Annotated in this window: 10 protein-coding genes and 1 pseudogene; 5 read left to right on the top strand and 6 right to left on the bottom strand. The window is 41.4% G+C overall.

Annotation, left to right across the window (positions count from 1 at the left end):
• Positions 1-1,947 (bottom strand): PAS domain S-box protein (locus ACKPEB_RS20910; RefSeq protein WP_408966942.1); only part of this gene is annotated, 1,947 nt, incomplete at its 3' end.
• Between the two features lie 252 nt (positions 1,948-2,199).
• Between ACKPEB_RS20910 and ACKPEB_RS20905 the strand changes: the two genes are divergently transcribed.
• Positions 2,200-2,931, top strand: coding sequence for a sirohydrochlorin chelatase (locus tag ACKPEB_RS20905; protein ID WP_408966941.1), 732 nt, complete (start codon positions 2,200-2,202; stop codon positions 2,929-2,931).
• Positions 2,932-3,061: 130 nt separating this feature from the next.
• Positions 3,062-3,190: a hypothetical protein gene (locus ACKPEB_RS20900; RefSeq protein WP_408966940.1), complete on the top strand. Its 129-nt coding sequence runs from the start codon at positions 3,062-3,064 to the stop codon at positions 3,188-3,190.
• On the opposite strand, the gene ACKPEB_RS20895 is transcribed toward ACKPEB_RS20900, so the two are convergent.
• Positions 3,187-4,101: an ROK family protein gene (locus ACKPEB_RS20895; protein ID WP_408966939.1), complete on the bottom strand. Its 915-nt coding sequence runs from the start codon at positions 4,099-4,101 to the stop codon at positions 3,187-3,189. The genes ACKPEB_RS20900 and ACKPEB_RS20895 overlap by 4 nt on opposite strands.
• A gap of 24 nt (positions 4,102-4,125) precedes the next feature.
• On the bottom strand, positions 4,126-4,413 hold the full coding sequence (locus tag ACKPEB_RS20890; protein WP_408966938.1) for a hypothetical protein: 288 nt from the start codon (positions 4,411-4,413) through the stop codon (positions 4,126-4,128).
• Positions 4,414-5,029: 616 nt separating this feature from the next.
• Here ACKPEB_RS20890 and carB point away from each other — a divergent pair.
• Positions 5,030-8,263, top strand: a complete 3,234-nt coding sequence (gene carB, locus ACKPEB_RS20885; protein ID WP_408966937.1) for a carbamoyl-phosphate synthase large subunit — start codon at positions 5,030-5,032, stop codon at positions 8,261-8,263.
• Between the two features lie 129 nt (positions 8,264-8,392).
• Here the strand turns inward: carB and ACKPEB_RS20880 are convergent, their stop codons facing one another.
• Positions 8,393-8,782 carry a hypothetical protein gene (locus ACKPEB_RS20880; RefSeq protein ID WP_408966936.1) on the bottom strand — a complete coding sequence of 130 codons (390 nt, stop codon included), beginning with the start codon at positions 8,780-8,782 and terminating at the stop codon, positions 8,393-8,395.
• 940 nt (positions 8,783-9,722) lie between these two features.
• Between ACKPEB_RS20880 and ACKPEB_RS20875 the strand changes: the two genes are divergently transcribed.
• Both ACKPEB_RS20875 and ACKPEB_RS20870 read left to right on the top strand, forming a co-directional pair.
• Positions 9,723-10,262 (top strand): phycobiliprotein lyase, encoded by a 540-nt coding sequence (locus ACKPEB_RS20875; protein WP_408966935.1) that lies wholly within the window; start codon positions 9,723-9,725, stop codon positions 10,260-10,262.
• A 5-nt stretch (positions 10,263-10,267) separates the two neighbouring features.
• Positions 10,268-11,383, top strand: a complete 1,116-nt coding sequence (locus tag ACKPEB_RS20870) for an extracellular solute-binding protein (RefSeq protein WP_408966934.1) — start codon at positions 10,268-10,270, stop codon at positions 11,381-11,383.
• A 362-nt stretch (positions 11,384-11,745) separates the two neighbouring features.
• On the opposite strand, the gene ACKPEB_RS20865 is transcribed toward ACKPEB_RS20870, so the two are convergent.
• On the bottom strand, positions 11,746-12,744 hold the full coding sequence (locus ACKPEB_RS20865) for a zinc-dependent alcohol dehydrogenase family protein (RefSeq protein WP_408966933.1): 999 nt from the start codon (positions 12,742-12,744) through the stop codon (positions 11,746-11,748).
• A gap of 67 nt (positions 12,745-12,811) precedes the next feature.
• A pseudogene (locus tag ACKPEB_RS20860) lies at positions 12,812-13,977 on the bottom strand (dihydrolipoamide acetyltransferase family protein); the annotation flags it as partial.

Genomic DNA, 13,977 nt, shown 5'->3' with positions numbered 1-13,977 from the left:
GATCTCACGATTGCAGTAAATATTGCACTGTTGTTCGAGATCATAAATATAAATAATATTGGGCGTATTATCAGTAATACTTTGAATAAAACGTTGACTTTCTTGTAATTCGGCGGTTCGTTGTTCAACTCTAGCTTCGAGTTCTTGGTTGAGTTGTTGCAGTTGTTGTTCTATTTTTTCGCGTTCACGCAGTGCCACTTGCTGTTGACTAATATCATTTGAGCAACCAATTAAATAAATAATATTTTCCTGTTCATCCCGAATCACAGAAAGACGCAAGCTAATATTAATTTTTTCTCCTGATTTAGTGCGGTTACAAAGCTCAATTTCGTGGTTTCCTTTGAGAAATAAAGGCAGGAAGACTGAAGATTTAATTGGAGGCAAATCTTCAGGATAATAGAGGATCCTAATATCTTGACCAATGGCTTCAGCAGCACTATAACCATAAAGTTTTTCCGCTCCCCGATTCCAAGTGTAAATTTTTCCATAAATGTCTGTAGAAATAACGGCATCATGGATTCTTTCGAGGATCTGAGCTTGAAATTTTAACGTTTTTTCCTGATGTTTGATCTCGCTAATATCGCGGGCAATACATAGAAATGAATGAACTTCTCCCGCTTTATTAAATTCGGGGACAATCCGAACTTGAAACCAAATCGAGCCATTGAAATCAGGAAACGGATGTTCAAGGGTTTCTTGAGTTTTTGTCTCAATGATTCGAGCGAGGGTAGTATGCCATAAATTAATAATAGTAGTACAAAATCCTAAATCCTCTAAGGTCTTACCGATTAAGTGACTGGCAGGTTGTTGCATTAGCTTCTCAATAGCCGGATTACAGTAGACCGCTCGCATTTCGAGATCAATGCGATAAATAATATCTGTGGCGTTTTCTACTAAAGCGCGAAATTCTGCTTCTACGCGCTGGCGTTCGAGTAATTCAGCATTGATGCGTTGGTAAAGTTCTGTTTCGACCCGTTCATACATTTCTGCTTGTTGGATGGCGATCGCTAGTTGTACAGTTAATTGGTCGAGCAATTGGATCTCATAATCTTGCCACTGACGAGGACGATCACATTGATGAACAATTAATAAACCCCATAAATCATGTTGATCTTCTGATGCTGAGAGGGGATTATTTAAGGGTTCAGGGTTTCTACTATTTAATAAAATCGGAACCACTAAATTAGCCTTGACCTGAAACTGTTCTAATAGGTTGCGATGACAATCTGCAATGGGAGCAGTTTTCACATCTGAGGTTTGAAAAATTTTTCCTTGGCGGTAGGGTTGTGTATAATTTTCCCGAAAACAGTTGTCTTCAATCTGACGGTTTAAACAAGCAATATAATTGGGTAAAACAGCTTCAGAGACGATAAAACCAGTCATATCAGGGGAAAATTTGTAGATTAAAACCCGATCAGTTTGGAGAAAGGCTCGCACTTCTTCTACGGTTCTTTGCAATACTTCTTCGAGTCGTAAAGATTGGCGAATTCGCAAAGCAATACTATTAACTAAAAGTTGCTGTTCTTGCTGACGAGCAATCTGTCGTTTTAAGTCTAACTGTTGTAAGACGGACTGAATTCTTTGGCAAACTTCAGAACCGCTTAATTTCCCTTTGACCCAATAATCCTGCGCACCACTTTTGATGACCTCTGCGGCGATGCTTTCGTTTCCTTGTCCTGTTAGCATGACGACCGGGATTAGACTTTTTCCATAGAGCTTTTGCCATTCTTTAAGAAATACTAATCCGAGATCATCTGGTAATAGATAATCCAAGAGGATGAGATCGGGTTTAATCCGATCGCAAATCTCTAAGGCTTCGCTGATTAATTCAGCTTCTAACACTTCATACTGGTAGCGAAAGTCTTGCCGTAAATAGCGACTTAGAGTTTCTCTATCTTCTGGATTATCCTCTACAACTAAAATTGTGTAGCTAGGTTTGTCGCTCATACGGGGTGCAACTCATGATCTAATTAAGTTAATTAAAACCCATCCTCAACAAACCTTCCCAATCAATCCGTACCCCTGATCTAAATCACAAAACTTATTGAGTTAAATCACAAGTTTACCAAGCTTTTAATTACTTAACAATCTGAACAAAAAGTTCATCATGAACGATGAACTTTTTCTTTTTGCCTATTGTCGCCCAATTTTCGATACAATATCAGTGATTAACTGTACGTTCAGGATTAACCTAAACCCTTGAATATCCCATCTTTACTGGTTGCTCATGGTAGCCGTGATCCTCGTCCCCAACAGCGTTTAAATCAATTAGCAAAATCCCTAGAGGAACGTTCAAGCTGTTCTTTAGTGGGGACTGCAACCTTAGAATTAGCTGCTCTTCCCCTCCATCAGCAAATTCAAGCATTTGCTCAGTTCAGTTTATCTGCGGGTTATTCTCAGGTTCAAATTTTACCCTTATTTCTGTCTTCTGGGGTTCATGTTAATATCGATTTACCCCAAGAAGTGGCGATCGCTCAGGAACAATTAGGCACCAATATTCAACTGAAATTATTACCTTATTTGGGTTCTCAACTTAATCGTTTAGTTCCGTTAATCACGACAAAAATGGCAACGGTAGAAACGAAACATTGGATTTTAGTGGCTCATGGCAGTCGCCATCTGGGAGGAAATCTACCTCTGGAGCAGTTAGCCACTCAAATTCAAGCGATTCCTGCCTATTGGTCAGTCACTTCTAGTTTAGAAACTCAAATTCAAAGGTTAATTTCTTCTGGAGTTAATCACATTGGAATTATCAATTATTTTATGTTTTCCGGTGGAATAACAGATGCGATGGGTTCCGCCCAGCCGAAGGCGATCACTCAATCCATTCAACAATTTTCATTAGAATTTCCCACCATTAACTTTCATGTTATTTCACCTTTAGACATGAATGATCATTTAGTGGATTTAATTGAAGATTTATTGAATTAGGAATTAGTATGGGAGGCTGTAAATCCAATGATATAACCGTTGTTGCGCTGTTGTTGGGCTAAAGCGCAAAAATCAAAAGAAAGGGCTAAAACCCGAGAACAAGCTATACAACAATTGATGATTAGGAGGAATGATGTACGAATATCGAAAACTCAACCGTGAACAACAGAAAAAATTCAAGGTTGGGTGTTCTTATAGCGATGGCGCGATTCGAGACGAGCAACATTATTATCAGGTTTTAAATTATATTCATGATTAAGATTTAAGTTGATCCTCGATCTTAACCAACTTCTGAAAGGCTAATTTTGCCGCCCCTATCATTCCGGCTTGATTTCCTAATTCAGCAATTAATATTTCTAACCCTTCTCTGGAACTGAATAAAACTCGTTGTTCTAATTCAGCTTTCATCGCGGGTAAAAATAAATCAGACCCCGCACTAATTCCCCCGCCTAAAATAATAGCTTCTGGAGTTAACACATAAATTAAATTCGCTAAACCAACGCCCAATAATTTGCCATAATCTTGCCAATACGAGATCGCTTTTTGATCTCCCGCTAAGGCTTTTTCTGCTAATTCTGCGGGTTCTAACCCTGTATCTCGACGAATGGCTTGTACTGAGGTATATTGTTCTAAGGAACCTCGATTTCCACTATTACAAATCGGCCCTTCAAAATTAATACTAATTAACCCTAATTCCCCGGCTGCACCTTGATGTCCAACAAATAATTCCCCATTTAAAATAATCGCCCCGCCAACTCCAGTTCCTAATGTTAGTAAAATTAAATTTTGAAATCGTCTTCCCGCCCCTAACCAAGCTTCTCCTAACCCTGCACAATTGGCATCATTAGCTAAAATTACAGGTAAACCTGTTTTTTCTTCTAATACCCAACCTAATGGAACATCGTGCCATCCCGCTAAATTAATCGCGACCTTGGCAATTTTTCCGGTTCCATCCACAGGCCCCGGTGTTCCTAAACCCATTGCAACAATATTATTGACATTTTTTCTTAATTGTCTAACAGCATCGGTGATCGCATCAATCACTTGATCAGGCGTCGCGGGTTGAGGAGTCGGAAAGCTTAAGCATTGATAACAAGTGCCATCACTTCCAAATCGTCCTAACTTGATCGCTGTCCCGCCCAGGTCAATTCCTATGACTTCAACATTCATTACTGTTTCGGTGATCTCCAGGTTTTAAATATCGGGTTCGTCTACCATCCGACGGTCAATACTGGACTTAAATATAGGTTCAACCCGAATCCCTTTAATCGCGTTGGGGCGAACAACCATATATTCTTTAGAGTTACTATCTTCAGCCCGTTGCTTGATGGGAACATTGACAAATTCATTACTGTCAAATTTGGGTAATAAAACCTTGTTGTACCAGACTAGAAACTCTTGAATCGTTGGAAATTTAATTTCTTCTCGATGACCTCCCTCAATCATGAGGTGTACGACATACTCATCCGGCATTCTGGGCATAATGACTCGCAGCTAAAAACAATTTGGTTAAACCAACAAGACGTTAACCATTTAGGATTAGTGTCTCACTAATTGCCTCTAAAGTCTACTCAAACCGTTGGTAAAATCGTTACAAAAATTGACAAAAAAGAGGGATATGCCCTTGACAAGCCCGCCGTTTCGTGGGAAACTACTAATAGTATAATGGGGTGGTTGCAAAAAATTTAAAAATGCGAATATCCCATTATATTAAATCTTCAATAGCATCATATTACCATAGCGGCGCCTCCTAAGCAACCCCGAAAATTTTAAAATTTTTCTAAAAAAACAACTAAATTGAATCAATTTAACGCTTCTTATAAATTAGCAGATTAGTCAGTTAATGATTAAGGAGGTAAGAGGTGCGTTTGTCAAGATTTACTCAAACAGTTGACACAAAGCCGAACTAATACCCTTAAAATGTTCAGAGGTTTAGGAGGAACTTCTATTGAAAAACTTTACTGAACTTATAGATCAATAGAGTCAGAGAGATTCAACCCTGGAAAATAAAACCCACCGGATCTAGGTTTAGGGTTTGATCAACTCAACTCAAAAGCTTAATACAGCTAAACGTCAACTCATATACTGGAATTCATAAATGCCGAAACGTACTGACCTAAAGAAAATTTTGCTCCTGGGTTCTGGCCCGATTGTGATTGGACAAGCCTGTGAATTTGACTATTCAGGAACTCAAGCCTGTAAAGCTCTACGGGAAGAAGGCTATGAAGTCGTGTTAGTCAACTCCAACCCGGCTACGATTATGACCGATCCTGAGACAGCCGAACGCACCTATATTGAACCGTTGGTACCTGAAGTCGTTGCCAAAGTCATTGAAAAAGAACGTCCCGATGCTTTGTTACCCACAATGGGAGGTCAAACCGCCCTGAATATCGCGGTTGCCCTGGCTAAAAATGGCACCTTAGAAAAATATAACGTTGAATTGATTGGAGCGAAATTAGAAGCCATTGAAAAAGCCGAAGATCGGCAACTGTTTAAAGAAGCGATGGAACGAATAGGGGTAAAATGTTGCCCTTCAGGAATTGCCAATACCATGAATGAAGCACGGGACGTGGCCCGTCAAATTGGCAGCTATCCTTTAATTATTCGTCCAGCGTTTACAATGGGAGGAACCGGAGGAGGTATTGCCTATAACCAAGAAGAATTTGAAGAAATTTCTCAATCCGGTTTAGATGCCTCTCCCGTTTCTCAAATTTTAATTGAACAATCCCTCATCGGTTGGAAAGAATATGAATTAGAAGTAATGCGGGATTTAGCTGATAATGTGGTGATTATTTGTTCAATTGAAAACCTCGATCCCATGGGGGTACATACGGGAGATTCCATTACCGTTGCTCCCGCCCAAACCTTAACCGATAAAGAATATCAACGACTGCGGGATGCGTCGATTAAAATTATCCGAGAAATTGGGGTAGAAACGGGAGGTTCTAATATTCAATTTGCAGTTAATCCCGTTACCGGGGATGTGATTGTCATTGAGATGAACCCCCGTGTCAGTCGGTCTTCCGCCTTAGCGTCCAAAGCTACCGGGTTTCCTATCGCTAAATTTGCGGCAAAATTATCGGTGGGATATACATTAGATGAAATTAAGAACGATATTACCAAAAAAACCCCCGCTTCCTTTGAACCCACCATTGATTATGTGGTAACAAAAATTCCCCGATTTGCCTTTGAAAAATTCCCCGGTTCTGAACCGGTTTTAACCACCCAAATGAAATCCGTTGGGGAAGCAATGGCTATCGGAGGAACCTTCTGTGAATCCTTCCAAAAAGCCTTACGATCCTTGGAAACAGGGTTAGCAGGTTGGGGTTGCGATCGCTCGGAAAAACTCTCTAGTCTGGATCATATTCGCTCCGGTTTACGCACGCCTAACCCAGAACGAATTTTAACCGTTCGTAATGCAATGATCTTGGGAATGACGGTGGAAGAAATCTATGAACTGACGGGCATTGATCCTTGGTTCTTAGATAAAATGCAGCAATTATTGGAAACGGAAAAATTCCTGAAACGCACCGCTTTAAAAGATTTAGATGCGAATAAACTCTTAGCCATTAAACGTCAAGGATTTAGCGATCGCCAAATTGCCTTTGCGTGCCATAGCACTGAAGATGAAGTTCGCACCTATCGCCAACAATTAGGGGTCAAACCCGTTTATAAAATGGTAGATACCTGTGCGGCGGAATTTGAGTCCATGACTCCTTATTATTATTCTACCTATTGGGAAGAAGACGAAATTTTACCTTCTACAAAACCCAAGGTAATGATTTTAGGCGGTGGCCCCAACCGAATCGGACAGGGGATTGAGTTTGATTATTGTTGTTGCCATGCTTCCTATGCTTTACGGGCAGAAGGCTATGAAACCATCATGGTTAACTCTAACCCGGAAACCGTTTCAACGGATTATGATACCAGCGATCGCTTATATTTTGAACCCTTAACCAAAGAGGATGTTCTGAATATTATTGAAGCGGAAGAACCGATTGGAATTATTATTCAATTCGGGGGTCAAACGCCTCTGAAATTAGCGTTACCCCTACAACGGGCATTAGAAAAAATGACCCTAAAAACGAAAATTTGGGGAACTTCTCCTGACTCCATTGATATTGCGGAAGACCGAGAACGGTTTGAAAAAATTCTGCGGGAATTGAATATTTTACAAGCCGAAAACGGTATGGCTCGGAGTTTCAAAGAAGCCTTAAAGGTCGCACAACGCATTGGATATCCGGTGGTGGTGCGTCCTTCCTATGTGTTAGGGGGACGAGCGATGGAAATCGTGTATTCTGATGAAGAATTAGAACGATATATGATGTTCGCCGTGCAGGTAGAACCGGATCACCCGATTTTAGTCGATCAGTTCTTACAAAATGCCATTGAAGTTGATGTGGATGCGATCGCGGATCAAAACGGAAATGTCGTCATCGGTGGGATTATGGAACATATCGAACAAGCCGGAATTCACTCTGGGGACTCCGCCTGTTCCATTCCCTTCCAAACCTTATCAGAAAACGCTATTGCTACCATTCGCCACCAAACCATCGAACTGGCGAAGGCGTTAAATGTGGTGGGCTTGATGAATATTCAGTTTGCCGTCCAAGGGGAAAAAGTTTATATTTTAGAAGCCAATCCCCGTGCCTCTCGGACAGTTCCCTTTGTTTCTAAAGCCATCGGGGTTCCTTTAGCCAAAATTGCCTCACGGGTAATGTCGGGTCAATCCTTAACGGAATTAGGCTTAACACAAGAAAAACTGCCCACTTACGTTTCTGTGAAGGAAGCGGTGCTACCTTTTAGCAAATTTCCAGGCACAGATGTGCTACTAGGGCCGGAAATGCGCTCAACAGGGGAAGTAATGGGCATTGATACCGACTTTGGTAAAGCCTTTGCCAAGGCAGAACTCGCCGCCGGACAAGTGCTACCCTTATCAGGAACGGTGTTTGTCTCCATGAATGATCGAGATAAACAGGCTATTGTCCCTGTCGTTAAGGATTTCTTGGAGTTAGGGTTTAAAGTCAGCGCTACCATTAACACTCGCAAAGTGTTATGGGAAAATGGCGTGAAAGTGGATATGGAATTGAAACTCCACGAAGGACGACCGAATATTTTGGATGCGATCAAAAATCAGGCGGTGCAGTTAGCCATTATTACTCCGTCTGGGGAAGAGTCCCGCAGCGATGGAATTTTGATTCGTCGTTCCGCGTTAGCGTACAAAATCCCCATTATCACAACAATTGCGGGAGCTAAAGCAACGGTGGCTGCAATTCGCTCTTTGAAGGAGACGGACATTGAGGTGAAAGCACTGCAAGATTATTATGTCTAATTCAGCTTGACGCTTACGGTTGACGGTTGACTACTGAGGGTTGACCGTTGACTGTTGAGAATTGACAATATTCGCGACTCTATCCCAGTTGACAGGCAAGATGCCTGTTCCACGGAGCCTACTAAACCCTTAAAAATGTATTCTTTTCGATAATAATTGTTCTTCTAACGCTGCAATTCGGTTATAAGCTGCGGTTAACTGGGCTGTGAGTCGTTGAATTTGAACATCTGCGGTCAAGGTAGGTTCCCGACTGTAGTAACTGCTTTCTACATATTCGTCATCCATCAAAATATCTTTATGTTCTTGTCGGGATGAACTGACCCTTGTTTCTGGCGAATGGGAGGTAGAGGCGGAAAAACCATACTCAAGGTCAAGAAGGTTAGCGGTTTCTGTAATAGTGTCAGTAGATGCCTCTTGGGATAAATGCTCAGAGACTTGATCTGTAAGCTGTTTAATCATTTCGTATAAGGCATCTACTTTATGAGTTAAAGCGATCACTTGTTTGGTGAGCCCATCCATAAAAATACTCCTGTTTCACTAAAAAATCTCCTAAGCTAATCCTAGACAACAGATAACACAAGAGCCGATTATTTACTAAATTATTTAACCTTTTGCAGAAGCCTTCTGTTCTCTATCTTCTCCTGTTCAAAGAAAGTTACTTTTTGATGCTGATGGTATATTCTCCAACTCTAACTCTTTAGATCTTGTGGTTATTCTTTCTCCCCCTCGGAGAGACGGCAAAGAGAGGAGATAGTTTTGTTAACTTTTGTTGTGAATTTTCCGCCGATTCCTCTAAGGGAGGAAATTCGATGGATATTTATACTTGCTCCTAGTCAGGATTATAACTGTGTTTTCCAGTATTAAAGCGTGTTAAGTGAAATAGGTTGGCACTGAAGGAAAACTTGATTGAATGATCGGTTTTATTGGGGTTGTAAATTTGGATTCATGAGCAAAAAGTATTGAATTTTAATCAATTTTTTGAAATTAAAACTCAATGATTTTGAATGTTTTAATGATAAAAAAATAAAAATAATAATTACCTAAACATCATTATTTACACATTTGTTGATTCCCAGTCAATCGCAGTTCCCTGTTCCCTATTCCCTGTTCCATTTCCCAAAAATAGTGCTGTTGTCCTCATTTTTGGACACCTTAAAAATGACCTAATTTTTGTAGAGACGCGCTATGGAGCGTCTTGACTGTCATGAAATTTTGATTTTTTGTTAGAGACATCTTGAAAAATAGAGACAGTTAGTGTATCCCTTACCTAATTCTGCCTCTGGGTAGATGTTACTAACTGACAAATTCTAGTGAGTGTAGATTTTTCAAACTCATCAGAAGAAAATGATTGCCAGTTTAAGGTTGTTGTGATTATATTAAGAATTGTAACAAACCTTTGACTTTTTCCTCTTCTGTGAGGGGATTTCATCCGTTAATCTCGTGTTTAGGAGCAGCCAGAATGACAGCCCTGATCCAGCAAAATCAATTGAATACCGCATCCCAACTGGCGGACTATTTTCGTCGCAGTGTGGGGAATTGGTATTCAGAACGGCGGTATTACACCCTCCCCGAAGGTGAGACTCAAGAAGTTGCTAGCGAGATTACCATAGAATTTTTAGAACCGGGCTGTCCTGAACTGCTGATGATTGCTGAATTACACCAGTTAGATGATTCTACAATCCTCACCTGTGGGTCAAAGGTCTATTGGAAAAGCTCAAATTCAGTTTCCGGCAAAAAACTCTCAAAAGGGTCAACGGTCTTTGGAGTTTCTGAAACCTTACTCTATCGAGATAAGGGGTTTATGACTCCTCAACCCATTGTTGCCCAATATGATATGCTCGATGCCAATACGTTATGTCTGAGAACCGAGTACAATGGTTCTGTATTTGAAGAAGAACTCAAACTGGTGGGTCAGCGATACCGCACCCGACAAACGATTATTTCACGGTCGGGGGAACAAACGATGATTGGTCAGTATTTAGAGAAACGCATTAAGTAGCGACAGTGAAGCGAAGGTTTTTTTTACAAGGAATCAGTGCCTTAACGTTGAGTAGTATCCTAGCTGGATGTAAACAAGCTAGGGCACTCAGCGTTCAAGTTCTTAAAGGTTCTGTTCCGGTGCAAATGGTGAGCAAGTTTCGTCAACAATCGGATGGACAGGTTGTTGATTTCGTTCCCCAAAGACAACTGAACGATTTATTTCAGTTATTGCAGAAATGGAAGTCTCAACCGGACAATTCCGGGTCGCCTCAAACGGACTTGGTGATGATTGGGGACTATTGGTTAAATTCAGCCATTCAACAACAACTGATTCAACCTCTTAATCCTAAATTATGGTCGCAATGGTCAAAACTTCCCAGCCGTTGGCGAAATATTGTTCAACGAAATCTTCAGGGTCAATATGATGCCAAAGGCAAAATATGGGCAGCGCCCTATCGTTCAGGAACGACGGTGATCATTTATCGGCTGGATAAATTTAAGGCGTTAGGATGGACACCTCAAGACTGGAGTGATTTATGGCGTCCCGAATTACGCGATCGCATTTCTTTACCGAATCAAGCCCGGGAAGTGATTGGTTTAACGTTAAAAAAATTAGGTTATTCTTACAATACCTCGGATTTAAGCCAAGTTAAAGATTTAGAATCCCAACTCCGTAAACTCCATCAAAACGTTAAACTTTATGATTCTAATAGTTATCTCAAACCGTTAATTTTAGGAGATACTTGGTTAGCGGTGGGATGGTCTACGGATATTTCTCCAGAAGTGCAATATCAAAATGGATTAGCCGCCGTTGTTCCTGAATCGGGGACAGCATTATGGTTAGATTTATGGGTGAAACCTGCGGGAGTTAAAGCTTCTGCTCAGGCAACGTTAGCAGACAATTGGATTGATTTTTGTTGGTTGCCTCAAATTGCAACTCAACTGTCTTTATTAACCGATACAACCTCCCCGATTATTTTAGGAATGAACCCAGAAGAATTACCCCAAGCGTTAAGAGAAAATGCTCTATTATTCCCAAAAGAATCTATTTTAAAAAACAGTGATTTCCTTCAACCCCTTTCCCCTGCTTCCCTAAAACAATATCAACAGTTATGGGAAAAAATTAGGCTAGGGAAATAAGCTGTTACGAATTACGAATTACGAATGGGCAATAGGGAATGAGCAACAGAAATTTCTCCCCCTGCTCCTCTTCTCCCCCTGCCTCCCCTGCTCCCCCTGCTCCCCAGGGCTGTTTCATTTTCTCCCAAAATTTGGATGACCTCTCCCCCTAACCCCCTCTCCTGCAAGGAGAGGGTGGACTAATTATTACTATTAAACATCAAAAATCATTAATTACTCCCCCTTCCCTATTAGGGAAGGGGGCTGGGGGGTTAGGTCACAAAGGTTTTTGAGAGAGAATGAAACAGCCCTGCCCCTATCCCTCTTTTGTTTTTCCCTGTGTTTCCTGTTCCCTTTTGTAGCATTCTTTTCAGGATTTCATATTACATTGTTAATACTAATTTTCCTGTCATTCCTCCGGCTTCTAATCGTTGGTGAGCTTGGGCTGCTTCTGCTAAAGGAAAGGTTTGATTCACAACAATTTTTAACTTCCCTTCATCCATTAACCGAGCGCATTGTTGCAATATTTTTGTTTGATCTAATTGGTCATTAACACGAGATTGTAACATTGGTGTTAACATTAATTCTAAACTAATGCGTAAATTTCGTAACCGAGCATCTTTTAAGGTTCCTAACTTGGGATCAGGTTCTAAAATTGTGACTAAATCCCCATAATTTTTAACAGCAAAAACCGTTTGATAAAAGACCTCTTTTCCAACGGTATCAAACGCTAAATCAACCCCTTCTCCCTCTGTCCAAGCTAACACTTGTTCAACAAAATCAGTCTGTTTATAATTAATAACAAAATCAGCCCCTAATTCTTTTACAAAATCTATATTTTCATCCGAACCAACGGTGGTGACGACTTCTGCTCCTTGTAATTTAGCTAACTGAATCGCCACATGACCCACACCCCCAGCACCCGCATGAATTAATACCTTTTGTCCGGGTTGTAATCGTCCTCGATCATACAACGCTTCCCAAGCCGTAATTAAAACTAAAGGAGATGCAGCCGCTTCAATAAAACTTAAACTGTGGGGTTTAAGCGTTGCAAATTTTTCATCAACAACAGTTAATTCTGCATAATTTCCATACTTTTCACCCAGTCCCCCATTACAAAAATAAACCGCATCTCCGACTTGAAATTGTTCCACCTCAGATCCCACCGCCTCGACAATTCCCGCTCCATCACAGCCTAAAATTGCGGGCATTTGATCCGGGTAAAACGTGCCGCGACTGCGTAATTTTGTATCAATGGGATTAATTCCCGCCGCTTTCAAACGAACTAAAATTTCAGTTGGAGATTGAATTTCAGGATCAGGTAGATCTTGAAGTTGTAAAACATTGGGTTCTCCAACTTCGGTCATGATAACAGCTTTCATAAATCAGGTAATCAGATGTTAGGTAATGTAGGGGCGGGAAAACCCCGCCCATAATGTAGGGGCTGTATTACATTGTCAAAGATTGAACATCAGTTTCAATTAATTTTGCCAAACTTTGCAAAAATGCGGCTGCATCTGCCCCATAAATAATGCGATGATCGCAAGTAATATTCACTTGCATTTGACGTTTAACCGCCATAGAACCATCGTCAGAAACCACTAATTGAGGACGAGACGCACCAACAGCTAAAATCGAACCTTGACCCGGTGGCAGAATGGCATCAAAACGATCAACGCCATACATTCCCAAATTCGACAAAGTAAAAGTGCCGCTGCTATATTCATCCGGTTGTAACTGTTTTGTTCGAGACCGTTCAACCAAATCTTGCCACGTCCGAGACAACGAATAAATATCAACTTGATCGGCATTTTTTAACACTGGAGTGATTAAACCGCCGTCAGTCATTGCCACTGCGACCGCAATATTAATTCCTGCATGATATTGCGTTCCATTTTCAACATAACTGGCATTAACAATCGGATGTTTTGTTAACGTGACAGCCACAGCTTTTGCTAACAGTGCTGTCATCGTGACGCCTTTAGATTTCAATTGTTTATACAATTGATCCAAAGCATCCGTTCTGATGGTATATCCCACCCGGAACACCGGAACCGATAAACTCGCCATCATATTTCTGACAACGGCATTTTGCAAAGTGTTCATCGGGGCTACTTCACCCAAAGGAACCGCCGCCGCAGGAGCAGGAACCGGAGCCAGAGGCTTGTGAACCGCAGGGGCAGGGGCGACTTGAGGTTGAACCGTAGGGGCAGGGGTCGAACGTCCAGAAGCAGCTTGCACATCTTCTGCCACGATGCGACCATGAGGCCCACTTCCCGTTAATGTCCCTAAATCCAAATTCAGTTCTTTAGCTAATTTCCGCGCCCGGGAGAAGCCACAATTCTGCCATTGCGTGCCGTTGTCGGAGGTGCGGCTGTAACGGTTGCGGTTGTTGCTCCCGAACTGGCTGCCACGGCTTGAGCGACGGGTGCTGGGGCGGATGTTGTGGCACTCTGAGAAGATGCCTTTTGTTTGGCTTGTTCAATTTCGGCTTGGGTTTCTGCGATTAACGCAATGGTATTACCCACTGGGGCAGATTCTCCTGCTGGAACAATAATCGTCGCCAGAAATCCTTCATAAAAGGATTCCACATCCATATCAGCTTTATCCGACTC

It is taken from the genome of Planktothrix sp. (assembly GCF_046067725.1).
Taxonomy (GTDB): domain Bacteria; phylum Cyanobacteriota; class Cyanobacteriia; order Cyanobacteriales; family Microcoleaceae; genus Planktothrix.
Note: the sequence above shows the minus strand (reverse complement) of the source record. Positions and strands in the feature narration are given on the sequence as shown.

Bases quoted from the DNA above. Each gene is read 5' to 3' on its own strand.
- ACKPEB_RS20895 (WP_408966939.1), bottom strand. From the start codon at position 4,101: ATGAATGTTGAAGTCATAGGAATTGACCTGGGCGGGACAGCGATCAAG.
- ACKPEB_RS20865 (WP_408966933.1), bottom strand. From the start codon at position 12,744: ATGAAAGCTGTTATCATGACCGAAGTTGGAGAACCCAATGTTTTACAA.
- ACKPEB_RS20900 (WP_408966940.1), top strand. From the start codon at position 3,062: ATGATGTACGAATATCGAAAACTCAACCGTGAACAACAGAAAAAATTC.
- ACKPEB_RS20875 (WP_408966935.1), top strand. From the start codon at position 9,723: ATGACAGCCCTGATCCAGCAAAATCAATTGAATACCGCATCCCAACTG.
- ACKPEB_RS20890 (WP_408966938.1), bottom strand. From the start codon at position 4,413: ATGCCCAGAATGCCGGATGAGTATGTCGTACACCTCATGATTGAGGGA.
- ACKPEB_RS20880 (WP_408966936.1), bottom strand. From the start codon at position 8,782: ATGGATGGGCTCACCAAACAAGTGATCGCTTTAACTCATAAAGTAGAT.
- carB (WP_408966937.1), top strand. From the start codon at position 5,030: ATGCCGAAACGTACTGACCTAAAGAAAATTTTGCTCCTGGGTTCTGGC.